Genomic DNA, 22,294 nt, shown 5'->3' with positions numbered 1-22,294 from the left:
TCCTTGCTGGCAATAAAAGTGCCTTAATGGCGCAATTACGTGCGGGTTCGCAACAGTATAACGCCGAATGATGGCGCCTTGAGCTCCAACATTGTGCAACCGCAATCTGTATATCCTTCGAGGTCCAGAAAACAGCCGGGTTCAACAAAAGCCTACTACTTTACTTGGGATTTATATAGGACTAAAATGGTCCTTAATTAGAAAGGTAGCGCCATGCTTCGCATCAGCAAACTAACCGATTACGCCATCATCGTTTTGGGACATATGGCCGGAGAACCCGAACGCACTTATGCCGCGACCGATTTGGCCGATTCGACCGGAGTCGCGATCCCGACGGTGAGCAAGATTCTGAAGAGTTTGACCAAAGCCGACATCCTCAAATCCACGCGCGGCGCCAAAGGCGGATATCAGTTGACCCGATCGCCGGACAAGACCAGCGTGGCGACTATCATTTACGCCCTCGAAGGACCGATCGCCTTGACAGAATGCGGCCTCGACCACGATCAGTGCCAGCAGTCGTCGTCATGCCAGATTCGTGGCCATTGGGGCGTCATCAACCGGGCGATCCGAACCGCCCTGGAGTCGGTCAGCCTGGCCGATATGGTCATGCCCTTGACTAAAGCGTCCGAGGAAATCCATATCCCGGTCAGCACCCTTCACTATCAGCCGAGATAAAGGCGCGGAGTAAACATCATGTCTGCGACAGCGAAAACCCTGGATAAACTCATCAAAAAGGACTATGCGCCGGGCTTCGTCACCGACCTGGAGGCGGATACCCTTCCACCCGGCCTCAACGAGGACGTGATACGCGCCATCTCGGCCAAAAAGAACGAGCCCGAGTTCATGCTCGAATGGCGGCTGGAAGCCTACCGTCACTGGCTGAACATGGAAGAGCCGACGTGGGCTTTCGTCCACTATGGACCGGTCGATTATCAGGCCATCAGCTACTACTCGGCGCCGAAGTCCCAGGAACAGCCGAAGAGCCTGGACGAGGTGGACCCGAAGCTGCTGGAAACCTACAACAAGCTCGGCATCCCGCTTTACGAGCAGGAAAGGCTGGCCGGCGTAGCCATCGACGCCGTGTTCGACAGCGTATCGGTGGCGACGACTTTCAAGGAAAAGCTGGCGGCAGCGGGCGTGATTTTCTGCTCCATGTCGGAAGCGATCCAGAACCATCCCGACCTGGTGCGCCAATACCTCGGCAGCGTAGTGCCGCCCGGCGACAACTTCTTCGCGGCGCTCAATTCGGCGGTGTTCTCCGACGGCTCCTTCGTCTACATCCCGAAAGGCGTGCGCTGCCCGATGGAACTGTCCACCTATTTCCGCATCAACGCCGCGAAAACGGGCCAGTTCGAACGCACTCTCATCATTGCCGAAGATAGCAGCTACGTCAGCTATCTCGAAGGCTGCACCGCTCCGATGCGGGATGAAAACCAACTGCATGCCGCGGTGGTGGAATTGGTGGCCCTGGACAACGCGGAGATCAAATATTCGACGGTGCAGAACTGGTATCCGGGCGACGAAGAAGGCCGCGGCGGCATCTACAACTTCGTCACCAAGCGGGGCGATTGCCGGGGCCGCAAATCCAAGATTTCCTGGACCCAGGTGGAAACCGGGTCTGCCATCACCTGGAAATACCCGAGCTGCATCCTGCGCGGCGACGAATCGGTGGGCGAGTTCTATTCGGTTGCGGTAACCAATCATTGCCAGCAGGCCGACACCGGCACCAAGATGATCCATCTCGGCAAGAACACCCGCAGCACCATCATCTCCAAGGGGATTTCCGCCGGCCGTGCCCAGAACAGCTATCGCGGCCTGGTGAAAATCCTGAAATCAGCCGAGAACGCGCGCAATTACACCCAGTGCGACTCGCTGCTGATCGGCGATCGCTGCGGCGCGCATACCTTCCCTTACATCGAAGTCAAGCAGCCCACGGCGCAAGTGGAGCACGAAGCCAGCACCTCCAAGATCAGCGAGGACCAGCTGTTCTTCTGCATGCAGCGTGGCCTGTCCGCCGAGGACGCGGTATCGATGATCGTGAACGGCTTCTGCAAGCAAGTGTTCAAGGAGCTGCCCATGGAATTCGCCGTGGAAGCCCAGGCGCTCTTGGGAATCAGTTTGGAAGGCAGCGTAGGCTAGTATCCCGGTCGATCCATCCAACAGAATAAACCTCAGGTAAGTCAGTTATGCTCAAAATCGAGAATCTCCACGTCCGGGTCGACGACAAACCCATCCTCAAAGGCATCAGCCTGGACATCAGGCCCGGCGAGGTCCATGCCATCATGGGACCGAACGGCTCCGGCAAGAGCACGCTGTCCCACGTGCTGGCCGGTCGCGCGGGTTATGAAGTCACCGATGGAACCGTGAGCTATCTCGGTCGGAATCTTCTGGAAATGAAACCCGAGGAGCGCGCCCGTGAAGGCGTTTTTCTCGCCTTTCAATACCCGGTGGAAATCGCCGGCGTCAGCAATATTTATCTCTTGAAGGCCGCCCTGAACGCCATCCGCAAACATCGGGGCCTGAGCGAAGTCGACGCCATGGACTTCCTGAAACTGGTCAAGGAGAAGATCAAGGCAGTAAATCTGGACGAGCAGTTCCTATACCGCGGCGTCAACGAAGGCTTCTCCGGCGGCGAAAAGAAGCGCAACGAAATCCTCCAGATGGCGGTGCTCGAACCGAGCCTGTGCATTCTCGACGAAACCGACTCCGGGCTCGACATCGACGCGCTCAAGCTGGTGGCGGACGGCGTGAATGCCCTGCGTTCGGCGGATCGCTCCTTCATCCTGGTCACCCATTACCAGCGCCTGCTGAACTACATCAAGCCGGATCAGGTTCACGTGCTCGCCCACGGCCGGATCATGAAATCGGGCGATGCCAGCCTGGCGCTGGAACTGGAAAAGAAAGGCTACGGCTGGGTCGATCAACTGACGTCTGCGGGTGCCTGATATGAGCGCGGCTCAGCACTACGTCGAACACTATCGCGAATTGGCATCGAAGCTGCCGGGCGAGCATCTGCCGTGGCTGCGCCGGCTGCGGGAAGAGGCCCAAAGCCGCTTCTCCGCCAGCGGCTTTCCCTCGCCGCGCGAGGAAGAGTGGAAATACACCAATGTCGCCACCCTGGAGAAGAAGCTGTTCGTGCCGACTGTGGGCGCGCCCGCAGGCGCGACGGATACGAACGCTCTGGCGCGGCTCCGTCTGGAAGGTGCCTGGTTGCTGGTCTTCGTCGACGGCGTTTATTCCGCCGAACATTCCGTGACTGCCAACCTTCCCGAGGGCGTAATCGCGACATCTCTGGCCAACGCGCTGGAACAGTATCCCGATCTGATCGAGGGCTTACTCAACCAAGTGGTTCCGGAAGTAGCTCACGGCTTTATCGCCTTCACCACCGCGTATTTCAGAGACGGCGCATTCGTGCACATCCCGGCCGGCAAGGTTCTGGACAGACCCTTGCAGGTGATCCATTTCTCGACACGCCCGGACGGACTGTCTGTGACCCGCAATCTCGTCGCGCTGGAGCAGAATGCCGAAGCCAGCCTCGTTGAAACGTATGCGGGTATCGGAGACTCAAGCTATCTCACGGCCTCGGTCACCGAAATCTCGGTGGGCGAGAATGCGGGATTCGACCATTACAAGCTTCAGAGCGAGACCGCCAAGAGCTATCACTTCGGCGGCATTTACGCGCGAGAGGCGCGCTCGGCCCGACTCCGCCAGCATCATCTTGCTTTCGGCGGCCTTTTGGCTCGTACCGAGATTCACGCTCAATTGGGCCATGCGGCGGAGTGCGAACTGGACGGACTGTTCCTCGCGACCGGACGGCGGCATCTGGACACCCAGACCCTGATCCATCACCGGGCACCCTGCGGCACCAGCCGCGAAACCTACCGCGGCATCGCCGGGGATCGCGCGCGGGGCGTCTTTGCAGGGCGCATCGTCGTTCACCCGGAAGCCCAGAAAACCGACGCCGAAATGAGCAACCGCAACCTGCTCTTGTCGGAAGACGCCGAGATCGACAGCAAGCCGCAGCTGGAAATTCACGCGGACGACGTGAAATGCGCTCACGGCGTGACGGTAGGGCAACTCGATCCGGAGGCCATTTTTTACCTCGAATCGCGCGGCGTGGATGAACCGACGGCGCGCAATATGCTCACCTTCGCCTTTGCCAATGAAATGGTCGAAAAGATACGGTTAAGCAGTCTCAAACGACTGGTTCAAAGCGAACTGTTGTCTTTTCTGCCGCAATCCGACATCCGAAAGGATTGGCTATGAACAAGGTTTCCGCTTCCCAAGCCGTTATGACACAGAATCCAGCACATTCCGCTCCAAGCGCGGCCAGCCTGAAAACTCGGCCGAACTCGGTCGGTTATAACGTCGCGAAACTTCGCGAGGACTTTCCGATTCTCCGCCAAACGGTGAACGGTAAACCGCTGGTCTATCTAGATAACGCCGCCACCACGCAAAAGCCCACAGCAGTTATCGATTGCATCCGCCGGGTTTACGAGAACGACTACTCCAATGTTCACCGCGGCGTGCATACCCTGAGCCAGCGCTCGACCGATCTCTTCGAAGGTGCGCGCGAGAAGCTACAGCAGTTTCTCAATGCCAAGCACAGCCACGAAATCGTGTTCGTGCGGGGCACCACCGAAGCCATCAATCTGGTTGCCCAAAGTTTCGGCCGCAGCACCTTGAAAGAAGGCGACGAAATCCTCATCACCGCCATGGAGCATCACTCCAACATCGTCCCCTGGCAGATGCTGTGCGAACAAACCGGCGCAAAGCTGAAGGTCGCTCCGATCGGCCGAACCGGCGAACTTCTGCTGGACGAATTCGAGCAACTCCTGTCGCCGCGCACCCGGCTGGTCTCGGTCTGCCACATGTCCAATGCGCTGGGAACGATCAACCCGGTCAAAGCCATCATCGAATTGGCCCATAGCCGGGACATTCCGGTGCTTCTCGACGGCGCGCAGGCGGCGCCTCACATGGCGGTGGACGTCCAGGACCTGGACTGCGACTTCTACGCCCTGTCCGGGCACAAGCTGTACGGTCCGACCGGCATCGGCATTCTCTACGGCAAGGAAAAATGGCTCGAGGCGATGCCGCCTTATCAAGGCGGCGGCGACATGATCCGCCGCGTCACTTTCGATAAAACCGAGTACAACACCCTGCCTTTCAAGTTCGAAGCGGGCACGCCGAACATCGTGGACGCGATCGCCCTGGGCACGGCGGTGGAATATCTCGAGACCATAGGCATGGATGCCATCGCCGAGTACGAGAACCAGTTGTTGCAATACGCCACGGAACGGGCCCTCGAAATTCCGCAATTGACTATCGTCGGCACCGCAGAACGGAAAGGCGCCATCCTGTCGTTTACGCTGGAGCGCATACACCCCCACGACATCGGCACGATTCTGGATCACCTCGGCATCGCCATCCGGGCAGGACACCATTGCGCCATGCCGGTGATGGACTTCTTCGGCGTGCCCGCGACCGCCCGCGCCTCCTTCGGGCTCTACAATACCTTCGAGGAAATCGATATCCTGGTGGACGGTATTCGAAAAGTCATCGAGGTGTTCGGCTAATGCTGGATCAGATCAGGGATCTCTATCAGGAAGTCGTATTCGACCATAACCGCAACCCGCGCAATTTCCGGGTGATGGAAGACGCCAACCGCAAGATCGAGGGGTTCAACCCCTTGTGCGGCGACAAGATCACGCTTTACGTCAAAGTCAACGCCGGCGTAATCGAGGACGTGAGCTTCCAAGGCTCGGGCTGCGCCATTTCGACGGCCTCGGCCTCGCTCATGACCGAAATCGTCAAAGGCCACACCGAGGACGAGGCCCAGCACTTGTTCGATCTGTTCCATCGCATCACCACCGGCAAGAACGACGACGCCGTGAACCTGGAAGAAATCGGCAAACTGGCGGTCCTGTCGGGCGTACGCGCCTACCCGGCCCGGGTGAAATGCGCCACCCTGGCCTGGCATTCGTTGCAAGCGGCTCTCAAGAACGAAGCCGACACCGTCAGTACCGAATAAAGAGAGAGTCGTTTCATGTCCGACTGGATCGATGTCGCCCGTGAAGGCAGTCTTCAAAACGGCGAGCATGTCGTCGTGGATGTCGACGGAACCGACGTCGCCGTGTTCATGATCGACGGCGAGTATTATGCCGTCGAGGATGTCTGTACCCACGATGGCGCCGAGATCGCGAGCGGCCGGCTGGAAGGCTGCGAAATCGTCTGCCCTCGCCATGGCGCCCGCTTCTGCCTAAAGACCGGCAAAGTCCTCAAGCCCCCGGCCTATGAGGACCTCCCGTGCTTTCCGGTCCGCATCGCAAACGGCATGATTCAGGTGCGAGACGAGCGCTGGGACTGATGCCGAGTTGAGCCGCACGCTTCCGCTCGTTTTTCTTCTCGCTCATCTGTAGTACTATCGCGGTTTTTTCGCCGGATACTGAAAACCATTCACCATGCGCGAACTCAATCCCCTCTACAACCAAATCAAAGACTTGAAGAGCCGCCAGGCAGCTCTTAGGGGGTACCTTTGACTTCGATACCAAACGGGAGCGGCTGGACGAAGTTTTAAAGGAACTGGAAGACCCAAAGATCTGGGACGACCCCGAAAGAGCCCAAAATCTGGGACGCGAGCGCACGCAGCTCGAGTCGGTCGTCAACAACCTGGTCAGCATCGAGCAGGGCGTGAACGACGCCGAGGAACTCCTCGAACTGGCGGTGGAAGAAGACGACGAAGCAACCGTGGACACCGTGGCTGCCGATCTCGAACGCTTCGAAAAGCTGGTAGCCGATCTCGAGTTCCGGCGCATGTTCGCCGGCGAAATGGACCCGAACAATGCCTTCCTCGACATTCAGGCGGGGTCCGGCGGCACCGAGGCCCAGGACTGGGCGGAAATGCTGGAACGCATGTATCTTCGCTGGGGCGAACGCCGCGGCTTCAAGACCGAACTGATCGAAGAGTCGCCCGGTGACGTTGCCGGCATCAAGAGCGCTACCATCCGCTTCGAGGGCGAATATGCCTACGGCTGGCTGCGAACCGAAACCGGCGTGCACCGTCTGGTCCGAAAATCACCGTTCGACTCCGGCAATCGTCGGCATACCTCGTTCTCCTCGGTATTCGTTTCGCCCGAAGTGGACGACACGATCGATATCGAAATCAATCCGGCCGATCTCCGCACCGACGTATACCGGGCCAGCGGCGCCGGCGGACAGCACGTCAACCGAACTGAATCCGCCGTGCGCATCACGCACGTTCCCAGCGGCATCGTGGTACAGTGCCAGACCGAACGGTCCCAGCACGCCAACCGCGACCGATGCATGAAACAGCTTCGGGCGAAGCTCTACGAGATGGAGATGCTGAAGCGCAACGCGGAAAAGCAAAAACTGGAAGATTCCAAGTCCGACATCGGCTGGGGCAGCCAGATTCGCTCGTACGTACTGGACCAATCAAGGATCAAGGATTTGCGCACCGGGGTCGAAACCGGCAACCCGCAAGCCGTGCTGGACGGCGATCTGGACATGTTCATCGAAGCCAGCTTGAAAAGCGGCCTGTGAGGCTTAAAGGCGGTCGGAGTATGCCCGGCCCGCCGCAAACAGCCTGGTTTACTCCGCTCAAGCGGAGCTTTCCCTGAAACATTTTCGTAACAAGAAACGGTATGACCGAACAACTCGACGAAAACAAACTCATCGCTCAGAGGCGGGAAAAACTGACTGAATTGCGTCGGAGCGGCATTGCCTTCCCCAACGATTTCCGGCGCAACACACTGGTACAGGCACTTCATGACCAATACGGGGACGAGGATGGCGCCACCCTCGAAACGCGCAACATCCGGGTGAAAGCCGCCGGGCGACTCATGGGTAAGCGACTGATGGGCAAGGCGAGCTTTGCCCATATTCAGGACATGTCCGGCCGCATTCAGATTTTCCTGCAGAAGGATGCCCTGCCGGAAGGCGAATATGAAGCCTTCAAGCACTGGGACATCGGCGATATCATCGGCGTCGAGGGAACGGCGTTTCGAACCAAGACCGGCGAGCTGTCCATACGAGCCACGGGCATTCGCCTTCTTACCAAATCACTGCGCCCCTTGCCGGAGAAATTTCACGGCCTAACGGACGAAGAAACCCGCCACCGGCAGCGCTATGTCGACCTCGTCATGAATGAGGATTCGCGGCGAGTGTTCAAGATGCGCAGCACCATCGTTCAGTTTATTCGGCAGTTTCTGCTCGAGCGGGACTTTCTCGAAGTGGAAACCCCGATGATGCAAGTGATCCCGGGAGGAGCTCGGGCCAAGCCGTTCATCACCCATCACAACGCGCTCGATATGGATTTGTATCTTCGTATCGCGCCGGAGCTTTACCTGAAGCGCCTCGTCGTCGGCGGGTTCGAAAAGGTTTTCGAGATCAACCGCAGCTTCCGCAACGAAGGATTGTCCACCAAGCACAATCCGGAGTTCACGATGCTGGAGTTCTATCAGGCCTATGCAGACTACCGGGACTTGATGGACTTGTCCGAGGAAATGCTACGCGGCCTAGCCGTTAAGCTCTTCGGAAGCGCCACCGTCGTACACGAGAGTCAAAGTTACGATTTGGCGCAGCCGTTCGAACGGCTGACCGTACTCGAATCGATTCTTCGCTACAATCCGGACCTGACGGCTGAGGATCTCGCCGATCGCGATCGGGCGGCCCAAGTTGCGGAGCGCCTGGGTTATCTCGTCACCCCAGGCGATGGTCTAGGCAAACTCCAGACTGAGATTTTCGAGAAAACCGTAGAGCATCGACTGATGGGTCCGGTATTCATCACGGAATATCCCACCGAAACATCGCCCCTGGCCCGCCGCAACGATCAGAATGCATTCGTGACCGACCGATTCGAGCTGTTCATCGGAGGACGGGAAATCGCCAATGGCTTCTCGGAGCTGAACGACCCGGAAGATCAAGCGGAGCGGTTCAAAAAACAGGTTGCAGACAAGGATGCCGGGGACGAAGAAGCGATGCACTACGATGCGGACTATATCCGCGCTTTGGAATACGGGCTGCCGCCGACCGCGGGCGAGGGCATCGGCATAGACCGGTTAGTAATGTTCTTCACCGATTCGCCCTCGATCCGCGACGTCATTCTCTTCCCGCACATGCGGCGAGAAAGCTGAAAAACCCCGGTTTACCGGAACCGTCATAACGAGGCAGGGGCAAGGCTTCACCGCCCTGCCCCTCCCGCCATATCTTATTTTTTTCTTTTATTTGCCGCTTCGATCAGGTTTCCATTCTGATCGACCAAGGGCACGCGATACTCGTGTAGTAACGCTTCGATCTTCTTCGCGTTTCGTTCGATCAAAGAGTTCAACTCCTCTTTCCGCTCCTTGTCGGGAAAGCGGACGGCCATCGAGATAGGGAAGTCGAATTTGACCGACTCTTCCGACTTCATGGGTATCATCCCGAAAGCCCCGGGTTTCCCTTGAGTGACGAGGTAACCGGCGATCGGCCCCCAAACGATGACCATATCGATTTTCCCTTCAGAGAAATCCTTCGCAAGAATCTGAGCGGTATTGACCGACGCATCTCCCGACATGCTTTGATAAGGTATCCCTTGATCGGCGAGTTGATGATTGAATAGCCAGGTTGTGCCTGGCGCTCCATCGAACATGGCGATGCGCAGCTTGCTCTTCCGTTCGTCCGGAAGACGTTCAAGATCTTCGGGCGATTTGATGTCGTCCCAGCCGCGATTTTTCCGGTAAACCAAGGCATACGTCGAACGGTAATAAGGCTTGGTGGTCGCGGCGAGCTCATATCCGGTAGGCACGCCCATCACCACGTCGCACTTGTATTCGTCGGAGTCCGGCAATTGCGCTTTTAAAGTATTCCGAATGAAGCCGATCCGCTGCGGGAACCAGGTGTATTCGACTTTTTTTCCCAACTCCTTAGCGAACAGCTCGGCAATTTTGTTCTCGAAACCATGACCGTTCTTATCTGAGAAAGGTGGATTGTTCGGGTCTGCGCAAACCTTGAAAGCATCTTTATCCGCTTGAGCCACGGAAAAAGGCATCAACAATGACGCCAAAAGCACCACTGCCCGACGGGTATCGCACCTAACGGTCATGAAGGACTCCTTTATAGCTTGAACAAACGTCTTTAAGACCAAGAGTAAACGTAAAAATTCGGCATTCAAAACCACTACAAAAAGAACGCCCCGGCTGACGAATCAGCCAGGGCGTACTATACAACTAACGCTTTAGATTTATTTGTTAGGCAGAGCGAATACGGTGAATACACCGCCCAGTTTGGTGTAGTTGCTGAGGCTACGGTATGCGCCTACAGCACCCAACCCTTCGCTTTCGCCTTCGAGGCCAGCGGCCATACCGATACCGGCCCAGCCACCGAGACCCGACATAACGCCAACATACTGCTTGCCTTTGTAGCTCCAGGTGTTGACGTTGCCGATGATGCCCGACGGGGTCTTGAACTTGTAAAGTTCTTGGCCGGTCTTGGCGTCAACCGCTTTCAAGTAGCCTTCCAAGGTGCCGTAGAACACGACATCGCCAGCGGTTGCAACCGCGCCACTCCATACGGAGAACGGTTCGTCCTTAGCCCAAACGATCTTGCCGGTCGTCGGATCCCAGGCGGTGAATACGCCGAGGTTATGCGAACCGTTCTTCTCGCCGGTCTTGGCGTCAACACCGGCCGGGAACATGGTGAGAGTCGCGCCGACGTACGGCTGACCTGCCGTGTACTCGACTTCGAAAGGCTCGTAGTTCATGCACACGTGGTTGCCCGGAATATAGACCAAATTGGTCCGGGGCGAGAACGCGATCGGCTGCTGGTCCTTGCTACCCAGAGCGGCCGGGCAGATCCCTGTGGTGTTGTGGTCGGGACCGCCCTTGTGCGTGCTGTATTGGTCGACCACCTGCGGACGGCCGGTCTTCATGTCGACGTGGCTGGCCCAGTTGACGGCCTTGTCGAATTTCTCGGCAACCAGAAGCTCGCCGGTTTCACGGTCGAGCGTATAGCCGAAACCGTTACGATCGAAGTGGACGATCAACTTGTCGTGCTCCTTGCCGTTCTTGTCGGTCATTTTCAGATCGATCAAGGGCGTCTCATTGATGCCGTCATAGTCCCATTCGTCGTGCGGGGTCATCTGATAAACCCACTTGGCCACGCCGGTATCCGCATCGCGAGCCCAGAGGGTCATCGACCATTTGTTGTCGCCGGGACGCTGACTCGGATTCCAGGTACCGGGGTTGCCGGAGCCGTAGTAGACCAGATTGAGTTTCGGATCGTAGCTGTACCAGCCCCAGGTGGTGCCACCGCCGAGCTTCCACTGATCGCCTTCCCAGGTTTTCACGCTGGAGTCCTTGCCGACCGGCGCCATTTTGCCGTCGGTCCAGGTCATGGTCTTTTCCGGATCGACCTTGATGTCGGAATCCGGACCCATGCTGTAGGCTTTCCAAGCCAAGGTACCGTCTTTGATGTTGTAAGCCGCGAGGAAACCGCGCACACCAAACTCGCCGCCGGCGATACCGGTGATGACCTTATCCTTTACCACCAGCGGAGCGTTGGTGCTGGTCATGCCGAGCTTGGGTTCGCCGTTCTTGGTCTTCCACACCACTTTGCCGGTCTTGGCGTCCAAGGCAACCAGCGTAGCGTCACCCTGAGCCAGGAAGATCTTGCCGTCGCCGTACGCGAGACCACGGTTTACCACGTCGCAGCACATGACCGAGATAACCTGGTTGGGATCGACATCCTTATCGGGTGAGTAAGAGTACTCCCAGATTACGGACTGAGTGCCTTGATCCAGCGCATAAACCTTGTGCGGGTAAGGCGTCTGAATATAGATCACATCATTGATGACGAGAGGGCCACCTTCGTGACCACGCAGCATGCCGGTCGAGAAAGTCCAGACAGGCTGAAGATCCTTTACGTTCTTATTATTGATCTGGTCCAGCGCGCTGTAGCGCATGCCATAGTAATCCCCGCCCCAACTCGCGAAGTTCTTGGGGTCCTTCGTGAGGGCTTCGACTTCGGTATTGGCTTGGGAAATCCCCGGGGCTGCCAGCAACGATGCGACCGACGTTGCGACCAGCCAACTTTTCACGGGTTTTTTCATCTCTTTTCCTCCTCGTATTCTGTATACACAGAGTACGTTTTGTTAACGATAAGTTACCCTAAAAACAATAGGACGGATTTTATGTTGCGTAAGGAAACATTCCCTAAGGTACTCGTGGAAATTCCCCGACAAGCCCGTCTGCGTGCGTAAGTTGAAGTATTTCGGATTAAAAGTCAATAATGCAAGAACTGCTGCGAAGCCCGGCACAGCACGGTTAGACGGGTTTTTTGGGCAACACGCAAGAAAGCCCTGACGACAAATCCGCCGTCAGGGCTGCCCTAGATCAATCTATCGATTAACTGATCCGTTCGGACAACTTGCCGCCGGGTGTAACTTTGACGGCGCAGAACTTGAATTCAGGTATTTTACCGTAGGGATCCAACGCCTCGTTGGTGATCAGATTGGCCGAGGCTTCGTTGTAACAGAAGGCCATGAATAAGCTTCCCGGCTGCAACCCAGTATCGACCCTCGCATAGGCGGAGATCTTGCCGCGCCTCGATTCGATGGTAATCAATTCGCCTGGCTTGCCGCCCAAGGCTTCCAAGTCGAGCGGATGAATCGAGACAACCGGATCGGGCTCGATCGCATCCAGAACGCTCGCATGCCGGGTCATACTGCCGGTATGCCAGTGCTCGAGCTGCCGGCCGGTAATGAAGACAAACGGATAGTCATTGTCGGGCAGTTCGTTCGCGCGGCTGAATACCGCAGGAACGAACAATCCCTTGCCGCCCTTGCGCGGAAACTCATCCACAAAAATGACCGGTTCACCGGGATCACCCTCTTGCTCGCACGGGTAGATGACGGAGTCGTCCCGCTCCAGCCGGTCCCAGGTAATACCGGCGATGCTGCCCATCGCCTGGCGCATTTCGTTGAACACATCCTTAGGGCCGGAGTAATTCCAGTCCAACCCCATACGCCGCGCGATTTCCTGAATGATCCACCAGTCCTGTCGAGCGTCGCCCGGCGGGTCGATGGCTTGCCGTCCCAACTGAACACGGCGATCCGTATTGGTAAAGGTCCCGGTCTTTTCTGGGAAAGCCGAGGCCGGCAGAATCACGTCGGCGAAGCCGGCCGTTTCGGTCAGGAAGATGTCCTGCACCACGCAGTGCTCCAGCATCGCCAAGGCTTCGCGGGCGTGGTTCTGATTGGGATCGGACATGGCCGGGTTTTCACCCTCGATATAGAGACCGTTCAGCTTGCCATCATGGATGGCATGGATGATTTCGACCACGGTAAGGCCTGGCTTGGGGTCGAGTTGAGTACTCCACAGCTTTTCGAACTTTGCGCGGACTTCGGCATCGCCGACCGGCTGATAATCCGGATAGACCATGGGGATAAGCCCCACATCGGACGCACCCTGCACGTTGTTTTGTCCGCGCAGCGGATGCAAACCGGTGCCCGGACGGCCGATCTGGCCGGTCATCAGAGCGAGAGAGATCAAGCAACGGGCATTGTCGGTACCGTGGACGTGCTGGGACACCCCCATTCCCCAGAGGATCATCGCCGCCTTGGACTTGGCATAAAGACGAGCCACCTCCTTGATGGTTTCCGCTGGGATGCCGCACACGGGAGCCATCAGGTCAGGATTGTAGTCCTTCAGGTGCTCTCTCAGCTGTTCGAAGCCTTCGGTGTGCTTTCGGATGTATTCCTCGTTGTATAGGCCTTCCGCAACGATGGTATGCATGATCGCGTTGAGCAAGGCCACGTCGGTATCCGGACGGAACTGCAGCGAATAGGTCGCGAAGCGACAAATTTCCGTGCGGATCGGATCCATCACGATGAGCTTGGTGCCGTTCCGCACCGCATTCTTGAACCACGTGGCCGCAACCGGGTGATTGACCGTGGGATTGGACCCGATGAGGACGATGACCTCGGCCTTCGCGACATCTTCCACCGGATTCGATACCGCGCCGGAACCGATGCACTCCAGCAAAGCCGCAACCGACGAGGCATGACACAAGCGGGTGCAATGATCGACGTTATTGGTGCCGAAGCCGGTACGCACCAGTTTCTGGAACAAATAAGCCTCTTCGTTGCTGCCTTTGGCCGAGCCAAAGCCGGCCAAAGCTTGGGGGCCCTTCTCGTCACGAATCTTGCGGAGTCCGGAAGCGGCGAAATCCAGTGCTTCCTCCCAGGTCGCCTCACGGAAGACCTGCTCGATGTCCTTAGGATCGAGCAGTTCCGTGGTCTTCGCCACGCCTTCCTTGCGGATCAGAGGCTTGGTCAGGCGCAAGGGATTGTGGACGTAATCGAAACCGAACCGACCCTTGACGCAGAGACGGCTGTGATTGGTATCGCCGTCGCGTCCATCGACGTAAAGGATCTTGTTGTCCTTGACGTTGAAGGTCAGAAGACACCCGACGCCGCAGTAAGGGCAGGTGGAATCGATCTTCTTGTCGGGTTCGACCAGGCCGACATTCTTGGACGGCATCAAGGCACCGGTCGGGCACGCCTGCACGCATTCACCGCAGGCCACGCAGGTACTCTCGCCCATCGGGTCGTCCTGATCGAAAACGATCTTGGAGTGATGCCCGCGGAACGCGTAGCCGATCACGTCATTCATCTGCTCTTCGCGGCAGGCCCGCACGCAACGCGTGCACTGGATGCAGGCGTCCAGATTCACGGCGATGGCGGGGTGCGAAAAATCGGGAGCCGGCTGCCCTCGACCGGGGAATCGAGGGTTCCCGACCTCCATCTTGTCTGCCCAGAAATCCAGCTCGGAATGAGGGTTATAAGGCGATTTGCCTTGCTCCGGCATATCGGAGAGCAGAAGCTCCAGCACCAGCTTTTGAGAAGTGCGAGCCCTCTCGCTCGTGCTCGATACATCCATCCCTTCCTGCGGATAACGGCAACAGGACGGCGCCAGGACACGTTCGCCCTTGATCTCCACCACGCAGGCGCGACAATTGCCGTCCGGCCGGTAGCCGTCTTTGTAACACAGATGCGGGATCTCCTTACCCTGCCGCTTGGCCGCCTGAAGGATAGTTTCGCCTTCGAAAGCCTGAATGTCTTCGCCGTCGAGCTTGAATCCGACGGTCTTCGCTGTCTTTAAATCTTTGGGATTGGCAACCATATCTCGTTCCTACGGATTTCAGCTCGCTTACTTTTCAAGCTCTTGGGGGAAATACTTGAACACGCACTGCAAGGGATTTGCCGCCGCCTGACCAAGGCCGCAGATGGATGCATCGGTCATCACCTTGGAGATGTCGTCCAGCAAGGGCTTGTCCCATTGGTCCTTTTGCATGAGCCTGACCGCCTTGCCGGTACCGACCCGGCAAGGCGTGCATTGACCGCACGATTCTTCCTCGAAAAACTTCATGGCGTTGATCGCCATCGCCTTGGCGCTGTCCTGGTTGGACAGGATGACGACGGCAGCGGAGCCGATAAAACAGCCGTACTGATTCAAGGTGTCGAAATCCAGCGGAATATCGCCCATGGATGCCGGCAGAATTCCGCCGGAAGCGCCGCCGGGGAAGTAGCCGTAGAACTCGTGTCCCGGCAGCATGCCGCCGCAGTATTCGTCGATCAGCTCGCGCACGGTGATACCGGCGGGGGCCAGATGAACCCCCGGTTTCTGCACGCGCCCGCTGACCGAGAACGAACGCAATCCTTTACGGCCGTGCCGCCCGAACGAAGAGAACCACTCGGGTCCCTTCTCCAGAATGTCGCGCACCCAGAACACCGTCTCCATGTTGTGCTCCAGCGTGGGACGGCCGAACAAACCGACTTCGGCAACGAAGGGAGGACGGAGCCGCGGCATGCCGCGCTTGCCCTCGATGGATTCGATCATTGCCGACTCCTCGCCACAGATGTAGGCGCCGGCCCCCCGCCGTAGATGAATCGGCGGAATCAGGTGTGTTGCGGAAGGCGGATTGCTCTGCAGCTTGGCCAGTTCTTCGGTAAGAATCTTGCGGCAGGCGGCATACTCGTCGCGAAGATAGATATAGATCTCGCTGATGTCGACCGCCCACGCGGCGATCAGCATACCTTCGAGAAAACGGTGAGGATCGCTTTCCAGGTAATGGCGATCCTTGAAAGTGCCCGGCTCGCCCTCGTCGATGTTCACTGCCATGAGCCTCGGCCCCGGATAGCTACTGACGATCCGCCACTTGCGTCCCGCCGGAAAACCGGCGCCGCCAAGACCGCGCAAACCGGAATGCTCCATGGCATTAATCGCCCACTCGCGGTTGCGCTTGCCTTCGATGCATGCCTTCAGGGTTTGGTATCCGCCCTGAGCGATATACTGGGAATAATCGATGTAAGCCGGGACCTCGGCTTCGACCGCCCTGCTGACAACCGCCTGCTGTACTGTTTCTTCGTTGGCATTATCGATCGGATTTTGCCCCACCACGGCAACCGGCGCATGCTGGCAACGTCCGACGCATGGTGCCGGAATCACGCGGACCCCTTCTCCCAGCCCTTTTTGAAGTGCTTCCAGCAACGGCTTGGCGCCGGCCATTTCACAGGAAACCGACTCGCAAACGCGCACCGTCAAGGGCGGCGGAGGCGTCTCGTTCTCTTTGACCACATCGAAATGATGGTAGAAGGTAGCGACCTCATACACCTCGGCTGGAGAAAGCTTCATCTCATGGGCCAAGGCAACGACATGTTTTGCGGAAATATACTTGTAGGCATCCTGAATCTTATGCAGATGCTCGATCAGCAAATCCCGGCGACGCGGCGCTTCGCCGAGCAAGGCACGAATCTCCTCCAAGGCCTTGAGGTCGATCGGGCGCCCCTTGGGCGCCATCCTCTTATTTTTCTTGACTTTCTTAAAAGCAACCGGAGCTGTGGTCATACGGTGCATACCTTTAATATAGTGCTTCGGAAACAGCCGTTCTCGGGCCCAGCGCCCTCAACATCGGCAGAAACAACGCGTTCTAGCGGGTAGTCGAATCGGTGTACGCGACTGTAGCGGATGGGTCCATCAAATTCAAATCGATATTCATGAATTTTCCATTACTTTTCATGATGTTACGCATATTTATGCAGAATCATGTATGAACTTGCAGTCTCTCCTGACCTTTGCGATCGTGGCAAAGCTGAAAAGCATCACTCGAGCCGCTGAACAGCTGAATCTAGGCCAACCGGCCGTCTCCGGGCAGCTGAAGTTACTTCAGGATGCCGTCGGAGAACCGCTGTACGAGCGAGTCGGCCATCAAATCGTTTTGACACCGGCAGGCCAAGGTCTACTCGAATACGCCGAACGCATGGAACGCGACTATCGCGAGGCGAAGGACTACATCCGCCGCTTACAGCAGGTCAACGTCGGAACCTTGCGCATCGGCTCGACGATGACCATCGCCAGCTATTACCTACCCGAATACGTCGTGAGACTCCAAACCGACTACCCCGGCGTGCATGTGTATATCAATACCGGCAATACCCAAGAAATCGTGCAAAATCTTCCGGAGTTGGATTTGGCTTTCATCGAAGGCCCGGTCGCGACCGAGCAGTTATCCGCGCCATTCCGCATGCTGCCGTGGAAAGAGGACGAAATCGTGCTGATCGTCCCCCAGAATCATGAAATCGCGGAAATTTATCCGGAGGCCGTTCCTCTCGATGTTTTTACCCGCTACCAAATCATCTGGCGCGAACCGGGATCGGGTGCGAGGCAAGTCGTCGAAACCGCGTTGGCCGAAGCGCATATTACGGCGCCGGTCAATATCGAGGTGATGGGCGTCGCGGGCGTGAAAGAGTCTGTCCGGGCCGGACTCGGTATCGGTTTTGCATCCATTCAGGCCATGCGCCATGAAAATAACAGCTTGGTATCACGGCGGATCAACCCGCCCGATGGCCTCCGCTGGCAGTTGAACATCATCGCGCCCGAAGCGAAAATGCGGTCGCGGGCCAGCCGCGCTTTGCTCGATCTATTGATCGCCAACGAAAAAGACACAAGACCTTAATGAAAGTTCCAGTCATTGCGCTCATCCTGTCGCTCACCGCGCTAAACGCCCCCGCCCAGACCGACATCCCCAAACTCTCGCTTCAGCAGGTCGCGCCGGGCATTTACGTTCACCAGGGCGTCCACGAACTGCCGGATAGCCACAACCGCGGCGAGATCGCCAATATCGGCTTCATAGTCGGCCAGCGTTGCGTGGCGGTGATTGATACCGGGGGCAGCCCGGAGCAAGGCCATGCCTTGAGAAGCGCCATCGAATCCATCACCACGACTCCGATCTGCTACGTCATCAACACCCACGTCCATCCGGATCACATCTACGGCAATATCGCATTCAAACAGCCCGGCGTCAGTTTCATCGGCCATCACAAGCTTGCCGAAGCCATGGCGATGCGCGCGCCCTTTTATCAAGAAAAGGCCGAGCGCGATCTCGGCTTCAGTTTAAAGATCGAGAACTTCGTGCCGCCCGATCATTCGGTTCGGGACACGCTCGTGCTAGAGCTCGGCGCCAGAACGCTGCTTTTGAGGGCACACAAGACATCCCACACCGACAACGATCTCAGCATTTACGACGCTCAAACCAAGACCCTTTGGCTTGCCGATCTCCTGTTCATGGGGCATTTACCCGTGGTTGACGGAAGCCTCAATGGCTGGCTCGCGACGATCGAGCAACTCAAAACGATCGATGCCAAGCTGGCAATACCGGGACACGGCCCGGTTTCGGCCGATTGGCCTGGAGCATTGGAGCCCGAGGAGCGCTATCTCAAGACTTTGCAGTCCGAGATCAGAGCGTTCATCAAAGATGACAAAACCATGGAGGATGCCATGGAGAACGTCGATTTATCGGTCCGCGATGACTGGCAACTGTTCGACGAGTTCCATAAGAGGAATATTTCCACTGCATTCGCCGAACTGGAGTGGGAAGACGACTAAATCCCCGAACACTTACCCGGAGAGTAACTCAATGAAACAATTGATAGCGTTAAACAAAGGTCTATGGTTAGCCTTGGCCTACTTACTAGCAGTAACCGGCTCCGCGTTCGCCGCCGGCGAGGAAGAAGCGGCCTGGAACGGCGGACTCAGACAAAAATTTTTCGGCGACCGCGCAATCGAAGAGGGCAACCAAATCATCGAATTGACCGCCCCTTATCGCGCAGAAGATCCGGCCTTGGTACCGATCCAGATCAACAGCAAGATTCCGCAGACCAAGGATCGATACATCAAGACCGTGACCTTGATCATCGACAACAACCCGGTTCCATTCTCCGCCAACTTCCACTTCACACCGGAAAGCGGAAAAGCCGACCTGGCCATGCGGGTACGCGTCAACGCCTACACCCATATTCGCGCCATCGCCGAGACCAACGACGGCAAGCTCCATATGAACAAAGTGTTCGTCAAAGCGAGCGGCGGCTGCTCGGCCCCCATAGGCACCGATCTTGAGGCAGCCATGGCACGCATGGGCAAGATGAAGTTCAAGCTGGACAATGAAAAAGCAGCCTTGCAACAGCCGAATTTGGCTCAACTGCTCATCAGTCATCCGAACATCACCGGCCTGCAGATGGATCAATTGACCCGGATGATCAAGCCGGCTCACTTCGTGGAAGAACTAAAAGTCAGCTTCAACGACAAACCGGTTCTCACGGCACAGACCGATATCGCCATCAGCGCCGACCCGAATTTCCGCTTCTATTTCGTGCCGGAAACGGCCGGAGAGTTGAAAGCCGAAATTCGAGACAATAAAGGAAATCAGTTTTCGGCCACTCAAACGGTAACGCCGTGAATGTTTCGTACATGCCTTAGAAACGTAAAACGGCCGGGACAACCGGCCGTTTTCATTTTCAGACTAGCGATTACGCTCCGCGAGCAACACGACCATACTGCGCTCCTCGATCGGAATGGATGAGTTTCCGCCGAACGGGATGCCGTCGCCCGGCCGGCAGATATCGAAAGGCGGCGCGGCACTGGTATCGATCACCCTAAGCCAAGCCGAATCGTGCGGCAGATCCGGCAGTACGAAGTTTGTCGCATAGGTCAGCGGATTGAAGAGCAGACAAAGGTCTTGCCCTCCTTCTTTTTCCGCATAAATCCGACATCCCACCGCGCTCTCCGAATGCCAGTCGGGAACCTGCCCGGACGGATTGAACCAGCTCACGTCTTCTGGCCTATAGAACCTTTCCGACGACAGAACCGGGTGGCGCGCGCGAAAGGCGATCATATTCCGCACGAATTCGAAGAATTCTTGATTCCGCGCCAGCAACCTCCAGTCGTACCAGGAAATCTCGTTGTCCTGGCAATAAGCGTTGTTGTTGCCTAGTTGAGTGCGACAGAACTCATCTCCGCCCAAAATCATCGGCACCCCGCGGGAAACGAAAAGCGTGGCGATGAAGTTCTTCATCTGCCTGAGCCGAATTCGATTGATGATCGGATCGTCGGTCGGACCTTCCACGCCGTAGTTGGCGCTGTGATTATCGTTCGAACCGTCCCGATTCTCTTCGCCATTGGCCAGATTGTGTTTGTACTCGTAGCTCACCAGATCGTTCAGCGTAAACCCGTCGTGACAGGTCACGAAGTTGATGCTGTTAACCGTCGCCTTCCCGCTATGCTCGTAAAGATCGGCGCTGCCGCATAATCGGCTGGCAAAAGCTCCGGCCGTGCCGAGATCGCCGCGCCAGTAGCGCCGCACGTCGTCACGATATTGGCCGTTCCACTCCGACCAGCGCTCTCCGGGAAAACGTCCGACCAAGTAGGCGCCGCCCGCATCCCAAGCCTCGGCGATCAGCTTTACGTCGCGCAGAATCGGGTCCTCGGCAATCTGCTCCAAGAGCGGCGCGTTGGCCACCAGATGGCCGTTGCGGTCTCGCCCCAAAATAGAGGCCAGATCGAAGCGGAAACCGTCCACGTGCATCTCCACGACCCAATACCGCAGACAGTCGAGAATGTAGTTGCGAACCACGGGATGGTTGCAGTTCATGGTATTGCCGCAACCGGAGAAATTCTTGTAGCGACTTTTATCGTCTTCCAGCAAGTAATAAATGCTGTTGTCCAGACCGCGGAAGTTGAGCGTCGGTCCGGTTTCATCGCCTTCCGCCGTGTGGTTGAACACAACATCGAGCAGCACCTCGATTCCGGCTTTGTGCAGGGCTTTGACCATCGTCTTGAATTCGTCGACCTGACAGCCGGGATACAGACGACTGCCATACCCCTCGAAAGGCGCGAAAAAAGCGATAGTGTTGTAGCCCCAGTAATTGCGGAGCCTCTCTCGGGTCAGAGGATTAACCGCGGTAACCTCATTAGGATTGAACTCCTGCAAAGGCATTAGCTCAACGGCCGTGATCCCGATCCGTTTGAAGTACGAAATTTTTTCGATAAGACCAAGATAACTGCCCGGCGACCTGACGCCGGACGATGGGTGCACCGTCAAACCGCGTACATGCGTTTCGTAAATCACCAGGCTAGACCATGGATGATAAAGTGGTCGATCGTCCTCCCAGTCAAAGCCGTTGCCGGTAACAAGATTTTTGGCGGCCACCGGGTTTTCTCGCTCGGAATCAGCGAGCGCAGTTGGTTTGGCATGAGGAGAAAAACCGGCAAAATTCCACTGTAGCGGCGTGGCAAGCGCCGTCGCGTATGGATCCAGCAGCATTTTCGTCGAATCGAAACGATGTCCTTGTTCAGGTGCAAAAGGCCCATCGACGCGAAAGGCGTAAACTAGATTCCTTCCTGCCCCCAGGACACAGATATGCCACATGTCGCCGGTCTTATGATGTTGCGAATCGAGCTCGATGACTTGAAACGGCTTGCTGGCATGCACATCTTCGAACAAAAGCAACCAAACGCGGGTCGCATGCCGACTAAACAGGGAGAAATTCACCCCGCCTTTGTGCAAATGAACTCCATGCGGAATAGGAGATCCCGCCGAATAGGAATAACGGGGCTTCATAGAGGGAATAACTGTGGTCGCATGATTGACGGATTTCATAAAACACGGATCGACGGTCTTGCGGTGGACTTGCATCAGTACCAATAGCTGCGCCGGTACTACCGCCTCGCCGATCAAGCGCCTCCCTTCTCATGGCTGGCTTATGAATGAGCCACAAACAATCCGCTTTACATTAGGCCGATCTTATCATCCTGATCACGGAACGAAAAACCCGCCCACTTCCGCATAATGGACAAACCGAATACGCAAAGTACACGAGTCGAGCCCGTCGCCACGCTGGCAGATCACCTCTTTTAGCTTGTTTTTCAAACGGTACTTGGATTTACGAACTTGCGGAAGATGGCGA

The 22,294-nt window shown here is 57.0% G+C and carries 17 protein-coding genes; 12 read left to right on the top strand and 5 right to left on the bottom strand.

Going from position 1 to position 22,294, the window contains the following annotated elements; genetic code table 11:
• Window positions 1–213: 213 nt before the first annotated feature.
• The 9 genes from B2A78_RS12520 to lysS all read left to right on the top strand — a co-directional run bounded on the left by B2A78_RS12520 (window position 214) and on the right by lysS (window position 9,152).
• A complete protein-coding gene (locus B2A78_RS12520) occupies window positions 214–675 on the top strand; it encodes an SUF system Fe-S cluster assembly regulator (protein WP_077730336.1) in 462 nt (153 codons plus the stop codon).
• An 18-nt stretch (window positions 676–693) separates the two neighbouring features.
• Window positions 694–2,139 (top strand): Fe-S cluster assembly protein SufB, encoded by a 1,446-nt coding sequence (gene sufB / locus B2A78_RS12515; RefSeq protein ID WP_077730335.1) that lies wholly within the window; start codon window positions 694–696, stop codon window positions 2,137–2,139.
• Window positions 2,140–2,186: 47 nt separating this feature from the next.
• On the top strand, window positions 2,187–2,945 hold the full coding sequence (sufC, locus tag B2A78_RS12510) for a Fe-S cluster assembly ATPase SufC (RefSeq protein ID WP_077730334.1): 759 nt from the start codon (window positions 2,187–2,189) through the stop codon (window positions 2,943–2,945).
• Between the two features lies 1 nt (window position 2,946).
• Window positions 2,947–4,266 carry a Fe-S cluster assembly protein SufD gene (gene sufD / locus B2A78_RS12505; protein WP_077730333.1) on the top strand — a complete coding sequence of 440 codons (1,320 nt, stop codon included), beginning with the start codon at window positions 2,947–2,949 and terminating at the stop codon, window positions 4,264–4,266.
• 68 nt (window positions 4,267–4,334) lie between these two features.
• Window positions 4,335–5,576: a cysteine desulfurase gene (locus B2A78_RS12500; RefSeq protein ID WP_077730410.1), complete on the top strand. Its 1,242-nt coding sequence runs from the start codon at window positions 4,335–4,337 to the stop codon at window positions 5,574–5,576.
• A complete protein-coding gene (gene sufU, locus B2A78_RS12495) occupies window positions 5,576–6,031 on the top strand; it encodes a Fe-S cluster assembly sulfur transfer protein SufU (protein WP_077730332.1) in 456 nt (151 codons plus the stop codon). The genes B2A78_RS12500 and sufU overlap by 1 nt, the downstream gene beginning before the upstream one ends.
• Window positions 6,032–6,046: 15 nt before the next feature.
• Window positions 6,047–6,367 (top strand): non-heme iron oxygenase ferredoxin subunit, encoded by a 321-nt coding sequence (locus B2A78_RS12490; protein WP_077730331.1) that lies wholly within the window; start codon window positions 6,047–6,049, stop codon window positions 6,365–6,367.
• 94 nt (window positions 6,368–6,461) lie between these two features.
• Window positions 6,462–7,560, top strand: a protein-coding gene (gene prfB, locus B2A78_RS12485; RefSeq protein ID WP_133719003.1) for a peptide chain release factor 2 whose coding sequence is annotated in 2 segments (ribosomal slippage) — window positions 6,462–6,536 and window positions 6,538–7,560 — 1,098 coding nt in all. Because the reading frame shifts where the segments join, the coding sequence is not laid out codon by codon here.
• Between the two features lie 101 nt (window positions 7,561–7,661).
• The gene (lysS, locus tag B2A78_RS12480; protein ID WP_077730329.1) at window positions 7,662–9,152 is read left to right on the top strand and encodes a lysine--tRNA ligase; all 1,491 of its coding nucleotides are present in this window, start codon (window positions 7,662–7,664) and stop codon (window positions 9,150–9,152) included.
• 74 nt (window positions 9,153–9,226) lie between these two features.
• Here the strand turns inward: lysS and B2A78_RS12475 are convergent, their stop codons facing one another.
• The 4 genes from B2A78_RS12475 to B2A78_RS12460 form a co-directional block, all read right to left on the bottom strand.
• Entirely contained in the window at window positions 9,227–10,099 is an 873-nt protein-coding gene (locus B2A78_RS12475) for a substrate-binding domain-containing protein (protein WP_077730328.1), read from the bottom strand.
• A 138-nt stretch (window positions 10,100–10,237) separates the two neighbouring features.
• On the bottom strand, window positions 10,238–12,103 hold the full coding sequence (locus tag B2A78_RS12470; protein ID WP_077730327.1) for a methanol/ethanol family PQQ-dependent dehydrogenase: 1,866 nt from the start codon (window positions 12,101–12,103) through the stop codon (window positions 10,238–10,240).
• Between the two features lie 295 nt (window positions 12,104–12,398).
• Window positions 12,399–15,176, bottom strand: coding sequence for a formate dehydrogenase subunit alpha (fdhF, locus tag B2A78_RS12465; RefSeq protein ID WP_077730326.1), 2,778 nt, complete (start codon window positions 15,174–15,176; stop codon window positions 12,399–12,401).
• Between the two features lie 27 nt (window positions 15,177–15,203).
• A complete protein-coding gene (locus B2A78_RS12460; protein WP_077730409.1) occupies window positions 15,204–16,901 on the bottom strand; it encodes an NAD(P)H-dependent oxidoreductase subunit E in 1,698 nt (565 codons plus the stop codon).
• Between the two features lie 202 nt (window positions 16,902–17,103).
• On the opposite strand from B2A78_RS12460, the gene B2A78_RS12455 reads away from it, so the two are divergent.
• Genes B2A78_RS12455 through B2A78_RS12445 form a run of 3 tightly spaced genes read left to right on the top strand, consistent with a single transcriptional unit; the run spans window position 17,104 to window position 19,788 of the window.
• Window positions 17,104–18,009 carry a LysR substrate-binding domain-containing protein gene (locus B2A78_RS12455; protein ID WP_077730325.1) on the top strand — a complete coding sequence of 302 codons (906 nt, stop codon included), beginning with the start codon at window positions 17,104–17,106 and terminating at the stop codon, window positions 18,007–18,009.
• Entirely contained in the window at window positions 18,009–18,938 is a 930-nt protein-coding gene (locus B2A78_RS12450; protein ID WP_077730324.1) for a quinoprotein relay system zinc metallohydrolase 2, read from the top strand. Before B2A78_RS12455 ends, B2A78_RS12450 begins: the two co-directional genes overlap by 1 nt.
• 31 nt (window positions 18,939–18,969) lie before the next feature.
• Window positions 18,970–19,788 (top strand): quinoprotein dehydrogenase-associated SoxYZ-like carrier, encoded by an 819-nt coding sequence (locus B2A78_RS12445; RefSeq protein WP_077730323.1) that lies wholly within the window; start codon window positions 18,970–18,972, stop codon window positions 19,786–19,788.
• Window positions 19,789–19,851: 63 nt separating this feature from the next.
• Here the strand turns inward: B2A78_RS12445 and glgX are convergent, their stop codons facing one another.
• On the bottom strand, window positions 19,852–21,948 hold the full coding sequence (gene glgX / locus B2A78_RS12440) for a glycogen debranching protein GlgX (RefSeq protein WP_276205394.1): 2,097 nt from the start codon (window positions 21,946–21,948) through the stop codon (window positions 19,852–19,854).
• Window positions 21,949–22,294: the final 346 nt, after the last annotated feature.

Origin of the sequence: Methylocaldum sp. 14B (assembly GCF_002005105.1) — a bacterium.
In the GTDB taxonomy this organism is placed as follows: domain Bacteria; phylum Pseudomonadota; class Gammaproteobacteria; order Methylococcales; family Methylococcaceae; genus Methylocaldum.
This window is presented reverse-complemented; position numbering and strand designations above follow the sequence as displayed.